Annotated in this window: 4 protein-coding genes; all 4 read left to right on the top strand. The window is 48.2% G+C overall.

The features are described from left to right. Nucleotides 1–124: 124 nt before the first annotated feature. The 4 genes from ACOJUN_RS19060 (at nucleotide 125) to ACOJUN_RS19075 (ending at nucleotide 15,968) form a co-directional block, all read left to right on the top strand. Nucleotides 125–3,400, top strand: a complete 3,276-nt coding sequence (locus ACOJUN_RS19060) for a PEP/pyruvate-binding domain-containing protein (protein WP_422133474.1) — start codon at nucleotides 125–127, stop codon at nucleotides 3,398–3,400. 132 nt (nucleotides 3,401–3,532) lie between these two features. Further along, nucleotides 3,533–7,237, top strand: coding sequence for a DUF4116 domain-containing protein (locus ACOJUN_RS19065; RefSeq protein WP_422133475.1), 3,705 nt, complete (start codon nucleotides 3,533–3,535; stop codon nucleotides 7,235–7,237). 178 nt (nucleotides 7,238–7,415) lie between these two features. Beyond that, the gene (locus ACOJUN_RS19070; RefSeq protein ID WP_422133476.1) at nucleotides 7,416–12,326 is read left to right on the top strand and encodes a DUF4116 domain-containing protein; all 4,911 of its coding nucleotides are present in this window, start codon (nucleotides 7,416–7,418) and stop codon (nucleotides 12,324–12,326) included. 192 nt (nucleotides 12,327–12,518) lie between these two features. Continuing rightward, complete coding sequence (locus ACOJUN_RS19075; RefSeq protein WP_422133477.1) at nucleotides 12,519–15,968, top strand: PEP/pyruvate-binding domain-containing protein; 3,450 nt, start codon at nucleotides 12,519–12,521, stop codon at nucleotides 15,966–15,968.

Here is a 15,968-nt window from a genome sequence, read left to right on the forward strand (position 1 = left end):
TGTTCCCCCTATTGCGTGGTTCAGCCTGAGGGGTGAACTTTATAAAAAAACTATTGTCAAAGGTTTATTGACTTTCCAGTCATTGAGTCACATGGATGAATATTAACATGAGAGGGATATTTTGATGTTACCCACTTGCTATCAAAGGGCAGATTCTCCGACTCCGGCAACCAATTCAAATCAGATTCCCGGGGCTGAGGGTCTGTTCGACGGGGCTGAGGGTCTGTTCGACGGGGCTGAGAGTCCACACAAAAGCTATTTCAGTGATCCTGATCTCACTGGCGTTCCCGTCCAGACATCGTTAGCCGATCGTCTTTGCCGTTCACCTGTTTCAGATCAGGCTGATGACTATTCTCCCCCCAGCCGCCAACAGCTTGGGGGTAAGGGAATGTTTTTGCAGCGCATGAAGGAAGCCGACCTTCCTGTTCCACCCTTTGAATGTGTGACAATCCAGGTCATGAATGCACTTGAACATGAGCCTCTGGATCGCCGCTGCCTGGCCCGCTATCTCCCCTGGATTCCTGATCAACCGGAGGCAGAGACCAGCCTGTCGAAGATCAGGAAATACGTCACTACTTTGCCACCTTCTGAGCAAGCCAAAAGGAAAGACTGGCTGGCGGGTCTGGCAACATTTATTGCCAGTGATGACTGTTACCAACAGGTTAAAGATTCTGAAGCAGCCCGGGAAATCAGAGACCTGCGCTGTCAGCTGGAAAAACTCTGCCCATCACAGCCGTTTATCGTCCGCAGTTCTGGCATTAATGAAGATAACTATGGCGATGCCCAGGCGGGCAAATACCTCTCGAAACTTCAGGGAGAAGAGGATGTATTGCGAACCTGCCTTGAGGTCATGGCTTCAGCTTACCGGCCTGAAGTCTGCTCCGAAGGCGTACCCCAACCTATGGCACTGATCATCCAACAGTGCATTGATTGTCGATATGGCGGGGTTGCCATGAGTTACCAATCCTTTCAGGAGAATACCGTCAGGCTTGAGTACACATATGGTCAGCCCAAAGGTGTCGTGTCAGGGCAGTCCGGTAACAGGCCCCACCGTATTGATATTTATCGTGAGGATCGCGTAGAAGAAGTTAACAGTTTCCGATACTTTCCAGGGACGATCTCCAGTTACTTTATCCTGAAAAAAAATGATAACGGTTATTCGGAAACTGAGGTTTTTGATGCCGATGCCCAATCCGACGACGCTAGACATGCACTCACTGATGACATGGTTTCAAAACTCAGTGACTATGTAACAAGACTGGAAAACCTGTTGTGCTGCCCGGTGGATGTGGAGTTTGCCATCGATCGTCTGGGTCGTCCGATCCTGTTACAGGTGCGCCCTGTTACCCGACTCTCTGGCGGCATGGATTTTAACATGCCCATACCCGAACAGACCCTGGCCATTGGCGAAAGCGTCAGCGAAGGCTACTGTACCGGACCCATCTGGCTGGCCAAAAAACGACAGGCAGGCTCTATGCCAGAGAGAGCCATTGTCGTGGCCCACCACGCTGAAGACTGGATGCTTGAGCCCGGGTTCCTGGATCGGGCGGGGGGTTTTGTCCTTCTCGAAGGAGGATTCAATGACCATGTAGCCATTCTCATGAAACAGAAACGAAAAACTTTGATGCTGGTTGCTGGTCAGTTTGCGGCAATGGATACTCTTGTTGGCCAACAGGCGACGCTGGCCTGTGCCCGTTTCAGGGGTAAGCCCGGCGCCTTTATTGTCGCCGGTGACTGTACCGAAAAACTGGCGTGTCACAGCAGTCTGTCCTCTGATTTTGCGGATATGCCCTTAGCAAAAACTCTCCCGTCACGGGATGATTTGTCCCCCCCTCCAGGCACATTCTCCAGGGTCACCAGTGCCTTTCAATGGCTCACCGACCAAAACGCCCGGCTCCTGTCATTCTTTAACTCCGGCAGCGAACTGGATTGTCTGGCAAACCCGATAAAACTGAGCATGTCGGCACAACGTTCAGAGCTACTGGCAGAGACCAGAGACAGGGTTAACAGGCTGATTTATGGGGCTGAAGCCCTGTTGAAGGGCTACCAGACATTCTTGCAGCTGGCCGGAAAAAAAGATTCACCCCATGTCAAGTTATTGCAGGATGAATTTCCACTCCTGAGGGAACGGTTTGTGGAGCTGGAAGAGACCGTGGAATCAAAGTTAGACAGTGTCATTCTGCCAATGCAAGCCGCTAAAGAAAGACTGGTTTCCCCGTTAGTGTTTCGGCAGTGGGTGTTTGCCTGCCATCAGCTGCAATCTTGTCTGCAAGCACTCAACCCCAGAGAAGCTGAGCAGGTTCGAAGTGTCCATGAGCTGATTTTTGCTCTGCATAAGCGCTTTGTAGAGGCGCTGGCACCGGTCACACTGACCTCGGGTCAGGGCAAGATATCTATGGATAAGAACGTCACTTATGTTGAGTGCTCGACCCCGGGTGAAACAGTCCCGCTAATCAGTACGTCCTGCAAAACATCTCTCAAGAGATTAGTGCGTCATGCGACGGTCGTCACTATGGAGGGAGCCTTGATTGTTAACATGAAGTTTGGCGAACACTGGGGCTTAATTGAGCTGCTTGAAAAGGCCGAGGGGGGGAAAGGACGAACCTTGCGGCTGAAATTTTCTGACACATTTCATCCATCGGATGGTAGTGAAGAACCGGGTAAGCTGAAACGTATGTGGTTTCTGGTGCAGTTACTGAAAGCCATCGAACTGGACGAAAATGCTGATAGCATGAAGCTAAGCTGCAACGCCGTTGCAGGGCAGATTATCGTCGAATGCCCCCGAATGACATCACCTGAAACCATGCAGAAGGCTTTCGAAAAACTGATAACAGCTTTACTTGCTGTTCAGAATCTGGATCTTTTTTTAGAGGATAAAAGCATTTTTGAAGAGGTTGAGTGGAACTTTAACCTGCTTGCACAACGCCTTGATAGTGATGTTGTGACAGAAGCAGATAGATTCGCCTTTCAACATTGTCTTTTCTTAATGGCTCTTAGTCAGCAATATGACATTCTTCCCAGTTGCTACCGGTTATTAAACCACCAGCAGATGCAATTTATTGATCATTCCCGGCGGTTAGTTAATTTGGAGAATGCTTATGAAAAAGTGCTGCTGAGTGATGATATTGGTGAGGCCAATCGCAGGGAACTTTTGCATCATTCTTTATTAGTAGATCCCGGATTGGTGACTCCGTTGTTTGAGGATGTGTATCCCCATTTGAAGGGTAAAAGTTTTATTATCAAACCATCAGAAGATTACCAGTTGAATTTTGTCGTTTCAACTGATCAGCTGTTCAGTGAGCATAAAGAGAAAGTCGAGAAAGCCTTTCAGAGGAATGGGCTTCTATATGCCAGTCAACGGCTGCGAAATGAATACTTTGCTTTTAGGTACGATCAATAATTTTGTGAATCAGGTCTGATCTATTCTGACAACCTTGACCTTAACGGCTTATTGTCATTTTTACTGGTGCCTGTTTCAGACTGAAGGTTGAACTTTATTGGTGTGCCAGTTATTCACGAAAGGGATATCTTAATGTTAAATGTCAATTCTGATAAATCGAATGATGGACTTCTGACAGCTTATTCAAGTCAGAATAACCGGGTTGGTAGTCCATCCAGAGGAACTGATAGTTCACCCAAAAAGCATCTCTGTGATTCTGATTCCAGTGGCGTTTCGATCAGCAAAACGCCTTTAGCCAAACGTCACTGTTGTTTTTCTGTTTCAGATCCGACTCCCCTCAACCGCGAAGAACTGGGGGGTAAGGGAATGTTTTTGTGGCGCATGAAAAAAGCCGGTTTGTCTGTTCCGCCATTTCAATGTGTGACAGCCCGGATCATGAACGCGCTTGAGCAACACTCTCTGGATACCGGGCTTTTAGCCCGCTATCTGCCAATGATTGAATATGAACTTGAAGCAGAGAAAGAGATCAGCCTGACGAACATCAGGGCATGCCTCAATGCCTTGCCACCTTCACAGCAGACCAAAAGGAATAACTGGCTGGCGGGTCTGGCAGAATTTATTGCCAGCGAAGACTATTATCAACAGGTTAAAGATTCTGAAGCGGCCGGAAAAATCAGGGGGCTGCACAGTCAGGTGGGCGGACTCTCTGCATCACAGCCCATGATTGTTCGCAGTTCCGGCATCAATGAAGATAATTACGGCGACGCTCAGGCGGGCAAATACCTCTCTTTAGTTCAGGGAGAAGAGGATATTTTGCGAACCTGTCTTAAGGTCATGGCTTCAGCTTACCGGCCTGAAGTCTGCTCCGAAGGTATACCGCAACCTATGGCCCTGATCATCCAACAGTGCATTGACTGTCGATACGGCGGAGTCGCCATGAGCTTTCAATCTTTTCAGAATAATACCCTCAGGGCAGAGTTTACATCGGGTCAACCCAGAGGCGTGGTGGCAGGGCAGACCGGTAACACGCCCCACCGCATCGACATTTATCGCAAGGATCGCAAAGAAGATGCTGTCAGCTATCAATACTTTCCCGGGACAATCTCAAGTCACTTTGTCTTGCACAAGAACAATAACGGCTATTCGGAAACAATAACTGATAATGTTGATGCTCAATCATACGACGGTGGACTGCAACTCACGGATGCAACGGTTTCAGAACTCATGGAGGCGGTGATAAAGCTGGAAAACCTGTTGCTTTGCCCTGTGGATGTGGAGTTTGCCGTTGATCATCAGGGGCGCCTGTTCCTGCTGCAGGTACGCCCTGTTACCCGGCTCGCTGGCGACATGGTTTTTGCCATGCCCATACCCGAAGAGACCCTGGCCATTGGCGACAGCATCAGTGAAGGCTATTGCACCGGTCCCCTCTGGCGGGCTGAAAAAAGAGCAAAAGACGCTATGCCACAAGGCGCCATTGTCGTCGCCGACCACGCTGAAGACTGGATGCTTGAGCCAGAGTTCCTGAAGCAAGTGAGGGGGTTTGTCTTTGCCAAAGCAGGATTCAATGATCATGTAGCGATCCTCATGAAACAGCAAAAAATAAGCCTGATGCGGGCTAATGATCAGTGTCCGGTATTTGCCACTGACAATGGCCAACAGACGACACTGGCCTGCGGTCGCTTTAAAGGCAAGCCCGGAGCCTTTATTGTTGCCGGTGACATGACAGAAAAGCTGGTCAGTCACAGAAGCCTGGCCAGTGTTTTTTCTGATCAGCCCCTGGCGAACGCAATTCCGTCCTGGGAGGATTTATCAATTCCTGAGGGCAAGTTCTGTCATGTCGGCAGTGGATTCAAATGGCTAACGGATCAAAATGCCAGGCTTTTGGCATTTTTTGCCTCCGGTGGTGGACTGGATTGCCTGGCAAACCCGGTAAAACTGAGCATGTCGCCAGATCGCTTAAAACTATTGGCACAGACCAGAGATAGCGTGAAACGGCTGATTCATGGATCTGAAGAACTGTTAGCTGGATACAAGGCATTTCTGGGGCTGGCTCTAAAAAGTCGACCATACCTGACCATGTCATTGCGGGATGAATTACCGCAACTGAGGAAACGGTTCAAGACGCTGCAACAGACCATAGGATCAGGGTTAGATAATATTATCCTGCCAATCCAGGCCGCTGAAGAAGGGGATGTATCCCCGAGAATCCTGAGTCAGTGGGTGGCAGATTGCCATCAGCTGCAATCCTGTCTTCAGGCACTGGACCCTGAGCAGGCTGAACAGGTCCGGAGTGTCCATGAGCTTATTTTTGCCTTGCATCGACGTTTCGTAGAGGCTCTGGCCCCCGTCACTCTGGCTTCTGTTCAGGGCAAGATATCTAGAAAAGAGCACATCACCTATTTTGATTTTACCACTCCGGGCGGAGAGTTATCGCTATTGGGACTGTCAGGCAAAGCATCCATGGAAAGGTTGAGGCTTTCAGGGACTGTCATCAGTATGGATGAAGCCTTGATTGTTAACCTCGAGTTAGGATGTCACCTGGCTCTTATCGAGCTGCTTGAGAATGCAGAGGGAGGTAAAGGACGAACTCTGCGGCTGAAATTTTCTGACCAATTCAATATATCTGATGGTGTTGGAAAAACCGGCAGGTTTATTCGTGTATGGTTTCTGGTGCAGTTACTGAAAGCAATCGGGCTGAACAAAGATGCCGATAGCATGCATGTGAATGGCAATGCTGTAGCAGGTGAAATCACTGTTGAATGCACGGGAATAGCATCACGTGAAACCATGCAGCATGCCTTTGAAAAACTGATCATTGTGTTAGGTTCAATGGCTGAACTGGATCAAAAGTTTCGGAAAAGGGTTATTTTTGAAGGAGGCCAGTGGGACTTTAGCTTGCTTGTAGAACGGCTTAATCGAGATGTTGCGACAGAAGCCGATAGATTCGCCTTTCAACATTGCCTTTTCTTAATGTTTTACAAACAAGGTTGGTGCATCACTCCGGCTTGCCGGGGGTTATTGAGCAATCAGTTTCAACGTTTTACTGAACATGCACAGCGGTTAGGTGAGTGCACGCGGGCAATTTTTTGGCGACGAAAATCGGAGGACATTCTGCGGGAAATGTTAATGAGTGATGAGATCGCTGAGGACACTCGCTGGGAACTCCTGCATCATTTTTTATTGGTCGACTTCAGTTACGCCACTCGATTGGTTGAACGTCTGTATGGCCTGGAAAATCAATACTTTGTGATCAAGCCATCCTGCAGTTACAGATTGGAGTTTTATGCTCCACCGGGACAGCCGTCCGGGGATCATAAAGAAAAGGTCAGGAATGCCCTGCTCATGCATGGGTTGATGTATGCCAGCCAACGGGTTCTGAATGATAAAGAACTTGTATTAGCCGCCATTGCAAAACATCCCGAACAACTGAAATACGTGAATGAAGAACTGAGGGATGATACTGATGTCGTCATGGCATCAGTCACTCGAGATGGCAATCAGCTGCAATATGCCAGTCCAGAACTTAAGAATAATGTCAGGGTGGTAATGGCGGCTGTCGAACAATATCCAGAGGCTCTGAGGTATGTCAGTGAAAAAATGCGAAGCAATCAAAATATTATTAAAATCGCAATGGCTAATGATATTCAATACTCAGAATATGCCAGTGAAAGTGTATTGAGTGATCGCGATTTTATGCTGGACTTAATTGCAAAAAATCATCGAGCTTTCAAATATGTTGCTTTTGAGCTTAAACAGGATAAGGATTTTATTGAGGCAGCAAGACACAGAAACCCCAAAGTTATTAAATACATCAGGAAACTTTCGGATAAGGTCTGATTGGCTCTGAAAACGTTGACTGGTTCAAATCGTCTTGCCACACCTTATTGCCGCTTTCCTGCTGTGCTCTTCAGCCTGAGTGGTGAACTTCGTAAAAATATCATTGTCAAAAGTACCAAACGTTTTATGCCATAGCGATTAAGTCATGGATGAATAAGAACCTGAGAGGGATATTTTGATGTTACCTCCTGCTACAGACATACCAGGTCCCAGTGGCCTGACAACTGTTCCTGATCAGGATAATGAGGCTAAGCATTCACACAAAAGGCATTTCAGTGATCTTCATTCCGGTGACGTTCCGGACCGGACGCCGCTAGCCAAGCGCACCTGCCTTTCAGCTGTCTCAGATCAGGCTGCTGACCGTTCATCCGCCAAACGGGAAGAATTTGGGGGCAAGGGAATGTTTTTGCAGCGCATGATGAGCGCCGGTCTGTCTGTTCCACCGTTCCGATGTGTGACAGTCCGGGTCATGAATGCGCTTGCACAATACCCTCTGGACAAACACCCTCTGGACAAACACCCTCTGGATAGCCATCTTTCAGGCCGCTATCTCCCCGGGATTGACCTTGAACTGGATGCCGGGATCAGCCTGAAGAACATCCGGGAATACCTTAGTGCCATGCCGCCCTCAGAGCAAACCAAAAGGAATGACTGGCTGGCGGGTCTGGCACAATTTGTAGCCAGTGATGATTATTACCAACAGGTTAAAGATTCTGAAGCAGCCCAAAATATCAGGGATCTGCGCACCGAGCTGGACAGACTCACCAGATCGCAGCCCGTAATTGTCCGCAGTTCTGGCGTCAATGAAGATAATTACGGCGATGCCCAGGCGGGCAAATACCTCTCTTTAGTTCAGGGAGAAGAGGATATTTTGCGAACCTGCCTTAAGGTCATGGCTTCAGCTTACCAACCTGAAGTTTGCGCCGAAGCTATACCACAACCTATGGCGCTGATCATCCAACAGTGCATTGACTGCGAATATGGTGGTGTCGCCATGAGCTTTCAATCTTATCTGGATAATACCGTCAGGCTTGAGTATACACAGGGTCAGCCCAGAGGCGTGGTGGCAGGGCGGTCCGGTAACAGGCCTCACCGCATTGATATTTATCGCGGGGGTGTTAAAGAAGAAACTGACAGCTACCAATACTTTCCCGGGACCATCTCCAGTCACTTTATCCTGCACAGGAACAAGGATGATAACGGCTATTCGGAAACAATAATTGATGATGCCAATCCGCAATCAAAGGTCACTGGGCATTCACTCACTGATGACAGGGTTTCAAAACTCAGGGAGGCGGTAACAGAGCTGGAAAACCTGTTGCTCTGCCCTGTGGATGTGGAGTTTGCTATCGATCATCAGGGACAGCTATTCCTTTTGCAGGTACGCCCTGTTACCCGACTCTCCGGCGACATGGTTTTTGCCATGCCCATACCCGAAGAGACCCTGGCCACTGGCGAGAGCGTCAGCGAAGGTTATTGCACCGGCCCCATCTGGCTGGCCAAAAAACCAGAGGCAGACGCTATGCCGTTCGGAGCTATTGTCGTGGCCCCGCACGCTGAAGACTGGATGCTTGAGCCTGAGTTCCTGAAGCGAGCAGGGGGTTTTGTCTTTGCCGAAGGAGGATTCAATGACCATGTAGCGATCCTCATGAAACAGAAAAAAATAGCTTTAATGCTTGCCGGTAAAAAGTATGCGTCAGTAGTCAATCATAATGGGCAGCATGCGACACTGGCCTGTGCCTGCTTTAACGGTGAGCCCGGTGCTTTCATCGTGAGCGGTGACATGACCGGTAAACTGGCCAGTTACAGAAGCCTGCCTTCTGCTGCTTCTGATGTGCCGATAGCAAAAGCCATCCCCTCACGGGATGATTTGTCTCCCCCTGAAGGCACATTCTCTCAGGTGGCCAGCGGTTTTAAATGGCTAACGGATCAAAATGCCCGGCTGTTGGCATTTTTTGCCACCGGCGGCGGACTGGATTGTCTGGCAAACCCAATCAAACTGAGTATTTCGCCGCAGCGATCAAAGCTATTGTCAGAGACCAGGGACAGCATAAATCGCCTGATTTGTGGGGCGGAAGCCTTGCTGGAGGGTTACAGGGCCATCCTGCGGCTGGCGGATGACGGTGATTCATCTCAGCTCAAGTCAATCTGGGAAGAATCACAGCAATTGATCGACCGGTTCGGGACGCTGAAACAGATTATCTGGTCAAGGCTAGAGGGTATCATCCTGCCCCTGCAATCCGTTGAAGAAGGCCTGGTACCTGCCGGAACTTTTCGCCAGTGGCTGGCCGCCTGCCATCAGCTACAATCCTGTCTTCAAGAACTCAACCCCGGCGAGGCTGAGCAGGTCCGAAGTGTCCATGAACTGATTTTTACCCTGCATCAGCGCTTTGTAGAGGCAATGGCGCCGGTCGCTCTGGCTTCGGGTCAGGGCCGGATATCCAGGAAAAAGGACATCACCTATGTTGATTGCAGGACTCCGGGTGGCGACGATGAAATGGGACAGCTATTGAGCTACCCCTGCAAAGCATCCCTCAAAAAATCAAAGCGTTCAGCGACGGTTGTCAGTATGGATGATGCTTTGATTGTTAACCTTGAGTTAGGACATCACATGGGCATCATCGAGATGCTTGAACACGCAGAGGGGGGGAAAGGACGTACCTTGAGACTAAAATTTTCTGACCAATTTGTCAGGGCTGATGGCAGTGATGCCCCCGGCAAATTGAAACGTATGTGGTTCCTGGCGCATTTGCTGAAAGTGATCGAACTGGATAAACACGCTGGTAGCATGAAGCTAAGTTGCAATGCCATAGCAGGTGAAATGATTGTTGAATGCCCGCGAATGGAATCACGTGAAATCATGCAGGATGCCTTTGTAAAGTTGATAACGGCGTTACGTGTCATTAAGAATCTGGATATAGACTTAAAGTCGACAGCCATCTTTGAAGGAGATCAGTGGAGCTTTAACTTGTTAGTACAACGCCTTGATAGCGATGTTGCGGCTGAAGCCGACAGATTTGCTTTTCAACATTGCCTGTTCTTAATGGTTTATGGCATTGGGGATTGGATTACTCAGGATTGCTTCCGGTTATTAAAACGGTTATTGAGCCAACACCAAAAAAAGTTTATTCATCATAGTCGACGGTTAGCTCAATCAAAGGACAATCTTCGGGAAGTGTTAATGAGTGACAGGATCGCTGAGGACAACCGCAGGGAACTCTTACAGCATCTTTTATTGTTAGAGCCCAATAAGGCTACTCCATTGTACGAGGATGTATATAGCCTGAGAGATCAATACTTTGTTATCGATCCATCCCTCAGTTACAGCCAGAATTTTGAGGTTCCAGCGGTTCAGTCGCCTGGGGATCAAACGGAAAAGATTAAAAATGTCTTGCGCAAGCGGGGACTGAAATATGCCAGCCAACGGGTTCGAAATGATAAAGATCTGGTATTAGCGGCCATTGCCGTACATCCATACAATCTCGAATACGTGAGTGAAGAACTGAAGAATGACAGAGAAGTCATCCTATCCTGTATTCAGGCACTCTATCCCATGAAGACTGGAGAGGTCCTGAGTGTCAATGGCCTGATGCTTGCGTTGTACGAGTGCCTGGTAAAGTCCCGGGCACCAGATACTCCGGTCTCGGCTCAGGGCATGCTGGCCATGGACGAGGGCGTGATCTATGTTGACTGTACGACAACGGATGGCTCGGGTGAAAAAGCACCGGTATTGAGTTCGTCCTGCAGGGCAGGTCTGAGAGAGTTAAGGCTTCTTAAAGGGACTGTCATCCGTATGGATAATACCCTGACTGTTAATTTGGATTTAGAAGATACCAAGAGCCTTATCGAGCTACTTGAAAACGCAGAGGGGGGAAAAGGGCGGACCTTGCGGCTGACATTTTCTGAGGAATTTTATGCCACTAATGGCAGTGATGCACCCGGCAAGTTGAAACGTATGTGGTTTCTGGCGCAGTTATTGAAAGCGATCGAACTGGATAAATATGCTGATAGCATGAAGCTGAGTTGCAACGCTGCAGCGGGAGAAATGATCGTCGAATGCTCCCGATTGACATCACCTGAAATCATGCAGGATGCCTTTTTAAAGCTGATAACGGCGTTAGATGTCATTTATGATCTGGATGAGTTTTTAGAGCTAAGAAGCATTTTTGAAGAAGATCTGTGGAGCTTTAACTTGCTTGCACAACGCCTTGATAGCGATTTTTCGGCAGAAGCCAATAGATTCGTTTTTCAACATTGCCTTTTCTTAATGGTTGATAGTCACAGAAATGGCATTAATCCCGGTTGCTACCAGTTATTAAACAGTCATCAACAAGACTTTATTGATCATAGTCGACGGCTCATTAATTCGAAGGACAATCTTCGGGAAGTATTGATGAGTGATAAAAACGCTGAGGACATCGGCAAGGAGCTGCTGCATCATTTTTTATTGTTACATCCCGGTAAGGCTATGGGATGGGTTGATCTTGTGTATCCTGATTTGAAAGATCAATACTACGTGATCAAGCCGTCCTATCTTTACAGCCTGGAGTTTTATTTTCCACCGGCGCAGTCGCTTGGGGATCTCGAAGAAAAGATCAGGAGTGTCTTGCTCAGGGGAGGATTGAAATATGCCAGCCAACGGATTCGAAATGATAAAGACCTTGCATTAGCAGCCATTTCATCAAACCCCTATAATCTGATACATTTGAGTGAAGAACTGAAGAGTGATAACGAGGTCGTTCTGGCTGCAGTCACCCAAGAAGGCTATCAACTGCGATACGCCAGCCCGAAACCACAGGATAATGAAGAAGTTGTAATGGCCGCTATCAAAAATTATCCGGCAGCCCTCAGATATGCCAGTGAAAGAATCCGAAGCGATAAAAACATAATTAAAACCTTAGTGGCTATCAATTTTAATATCTTGAGATATGCCAATAAAACGCTATTGAAGGATCGTGACTATATGCTGGACTTGATTGAACAGGATTCTGATGTTTTCAATTTTGTTGCTTTCGAATTTGAAGATGGTGAGGATTTTATTGAGGCAGCAATACAAAGAAACCCCGAAGTTCGTGAATACGTCGAGTAATCTGCGAATAAGGTCTGATCAATTCTGACATCGTTGACCGGCACAAGCCGTTTTGCCAGCTTATTGGCTTTTTTTCTAATGCGTGCTTTTGGCCGACGGTTGAACTTTATAAAAATATCAATGTCCAAGGACAGTAATTAATTGACTCATCAGCTATTGGGTCACAGGTGAACATTATGAGAGGGATGTCTAATGAATCATGTTACTTTCAGAGCATCATGTCCTGAAAGCCTGACAACCAATCCTGATCAGAATACCGGAGCAGGTACTCGATCCAATGAGGCTGGTCATCCAGCCAGAAGGTATTTCGATAATCTTGATACCCGTGGTACGCCCGACTCAAGCTTGCTGGTCAGGCGCAACTGTCATTCAGCGGTTTCAGATCAGGCTGCTGAGCATTCTCCCTGTAAACGAGAACTACTCGGGGGCAAGGGGATGTTTTTGTGGCGCATGAAAGCAGCCGGTCTGTCTGTTCCGCCCTTCGAATGTGTTACTGTTCAAATCATGAATGCACTGGAACAACACCCTCTCGATACCCATGTTTTAGACCACTATTTCCCCGGGTTTGTTGATGAACCGCTGACGGAGATCAGCCTGAAGAACATCCGGGAATACCTCAATACCTTACCGCCTTCAGAGCAAACCAAGAGGGATGACTGGCTGTCAGGTATGGCAGAATTTATTGCCAGTGATGACTTTTACGAACAGGTTAAAGATTCTGAAGCGGCCCGAAAAATCAGGGAGCTGCACCGTCAGGTGGACCGACTCTCTGCATCACAGCCCGTGATTGTCCGCAGTTCCGGCATCAACGAAGATAACTACGGCGATGCCCACGCGGGTAAATACCTCTCTGTCGTTCAGGCAGAAGGCGATGTTTTGAGTACCTGTCTCAAGGTCATGGCCTCAGGTTATCGTCCTGAAGTCTGTCCCGAAGGCATACCGCAACCCATGGCGCTGATTATCCAACAGTGTATTGACTGTCGATATGGTGGCGTCGTCATGAGCTTTCAATCCTTTCAGGATGATACCGTCAGGGTTGAGTACACACCAGGTCAACCCAGAGGTGTGGTAGCAGGGCAGTCCGGTAACAGGCCCCACCGCATTGATATTTATCGCAAGGATCGTAAAGAAGAAGCTGACAGCTATCAATACTTTGTCGGCACGATCTCAAGTCATTTTGTCCTGCAAAAGAAGAATAACGGCTATTCGGAAGTAGCAATTGATAATGCTGGTGCTCAATCAGACGACGGCGGACAGAAACTCAGTGATGAAACGGTTTCAGAGCTCATGGAAGCGGTGACAACGCTGGAAGACCTGTTGCTCTGCCCCGTGGATTTGGAGTTTGCCATCGATCATCAGGGTCAACTTTTCCTGTTACAGGTGCGTCCTGTTACCCGACTTTCTGGTGGTATGGATTTTGCCATGCCTGTACCCGAAGAGACTCTGGCCATTGGCGAGGGTGTCAGCGAAGGCTTTTGCACCGGTCCCCTCTGGCTGGCCAAACAACAACAGGCCGACTCTATGCCACAGGGAGCCATTGTCGTGGCCCACCATGCTGAAGAGTGGATGCTGAAGCCTGAGTTTCTGGAGCGGGCGGGAGGTTTTTTCATGGCTGAAGGAGGATTCAATGATCATGCAGCGATCCTCATGAAAGAGAGAGGAAAAACGTTAATGCTGGCCGGTGAAAAGTTTGCAGCCATAGCCGCCGGGGAAGGCCAACAGGCGACGCTGGCCTGCGCCCGCTTTAAGGGTAAGCCGGGTGCCTTTATTGTTTCCGGTGACCTTACCGCAAAACTGGCCAGTTATAGAAGCCTGGCCTCTGCTTTTGCTGATGTGCAGTTACACAAAGCCGTCCCGTCACGGGATGATTTGTCCCCCCCTGAAGGCACTTTCCTTAAGGTTGCCAGCGGTTTTCAGTGGCTCACGGATCAAAATGCCCGCCTGCTGTCATTTTTTGCCTCCGGCAGCGGTTTGGATTGTCTGGCAAACCCGATAAAACTGAGCATGTCGCCGCAACGACTCAAGATTATGGAAGAGATCAGAGACACCGTTAATCGGTTGGTTTACGGGGCTGAAAAACTGCTCGATGGCTACAGGGCATTCTTGTCGCTGGCGGGTAACAGCGATTCACCTCAACTCAAATCACTGCAGGAAGAATTACCGCAACTGAGCAACCGGTTCGAAACACTGAAACGGATCATCGGATCAGGGTTAAAGCGTTTCATCCTGCCAATGCAGACTACTGAAAAAAGACAGCTATCCCCGGTAATTTTTAGTCAATGGGTGACAGACTGCCATCAGTTGCAATCCTGTCTTAAGGCACTCATCCCCGGTGAGGCTGAGCAGGTCCGGAGTGTCCATGAGCTTATTTTTGCCCTGCATCAGCGCTTCATAAAAGGGCTGGCACCGGTCACTTCGGCCTCGGGTCAGGGCAATCTGACAAGGAAAAGGGCAATCAACTACGTTGATTGCACGATCCCGGGTGAAAAAACACCGATATTGAGTCCGGTCCTCAGAGCACTTATGGAAGAGTTAAGGCTTATAGGGACTGTCATCATTATGAATGAAGCCTCGATTGTTAACCTGGAACTTGGAAGTCATGTGGGCCTTATCGAGCTGCTTGAGTGTGCAGAGGGGGGGAAAGGTCGAACCTTGCGGCTGACATTTTCTGATCAATTTGACAGGCCTGATGACCGTGATAAATCCGGCAAGTTCAGACGTATGTGGTTTCTGGCGCAATTACTGAAAGAGATCAAACTGGATCAAAATGCTGACAGCATGAAGCTAAGTTGCAACGCAGTTGCGGGTGAGATTATTGTCGAATGCTCCCGAATGAAATTACCAAAAACCATGCGGAATGCCTTTCAAAAACTGATCATTGTGTTACGTGCTATGTATAATATGGATATTCGGTTGAAGTGCTCTCCCATTTTTGAAGGCGGTCAGTGGGACTTTAACATGCTTGCGCAACGTCTTGATCGTGATGTTGTGACAAACGCAGATAGATTCGCTTTTCAACATTGCCTTTTCGTAATGTTTTATTGGCTCAGGGGTGGTCGCTACACTACTGCCGCTTTCTGCAGTTTATTGAGCAACCACCACCAACAGCTTACCCATCATGCCCGGCGGTTAGGTGCGTATCAGTGGTCATTGTTTTTTAATAGAGAACCGGAAGAGAGTCTGCAGGACATCTTTATGACTGAAGAGATGAGTGAGGACATCCGCAGGGAGCTATTACATCATTTTTTATTATTCGAACCTAAAAGTGCTACCAGATTGGTTGAGCAAGTGTATGACCTGGGAAATCAATACTTTGTTATCAAGCCATCGTTCAGTCACGAATTGGAGTTTTATGCAGCACCAGGCCAACCGCTTGGGGATCATAAAGAAAAGGTCAGGAATGCCCTGCTCAAACATGGATTGGAATATGCCAGCCAAGCAGTCTGGAATGATAAAGACTTTGTATTACCCGTCATTTCAAAATATCCCATGGAACTGAGATATTTGAATGAGGTGCTGAGGAATGATAGAGATATCGTTATTGCCGCTGTCGCAGAATCTCCCGGAGTTTTGTGTTATGCCGGTGAAGGGCTCCGAAGCGATAAAGAGATTATTCAATTGGCAAATGGCAATTGCCGATAG

The sequence above is a fragment of the Endozoicomonas sp. ALD040 genome (genome assembly GCF_049275945.1).
GTDB lineage: Bacteria > Pseudomonadota > Gammaproteobacteria > Pseudomonadales > Endozoicomonadaceae > Endozoicomonas_A.

Excerpts from the sequence above, each read along its gene's own strand:
- ACOJUN_RS19060 (WP_422133474.1), top strand. The coding sequence starts at position 125 with ATGTTACCCACTTGCTATCAAAGGGCAGATTCTCCGACTCCGGCAACC.
- ACOJUN_RS19065 (WP_422133475.1), top strand. The coding sequence starts at position 3,533 with ATGTTAAATGTCAATTCTGATAAATCGAATGATGGACTTCTGACAGCT.
- ACOJUN_RS19070 (WP_422133476.1), top strand. The coding sequence starts at position 7,416 with ATGTTACCTCCTGCTACAGACATACCAGGTCCCAGTGGCCTGACAACT.
- ACOJUN_RS19075 (WP_422133477.1), top strand. The coding sequence starts at position 12,519 with ATGAATCATGTTACTTTCAGAGCATCATGTCCTGAAAGCCTGACAACC.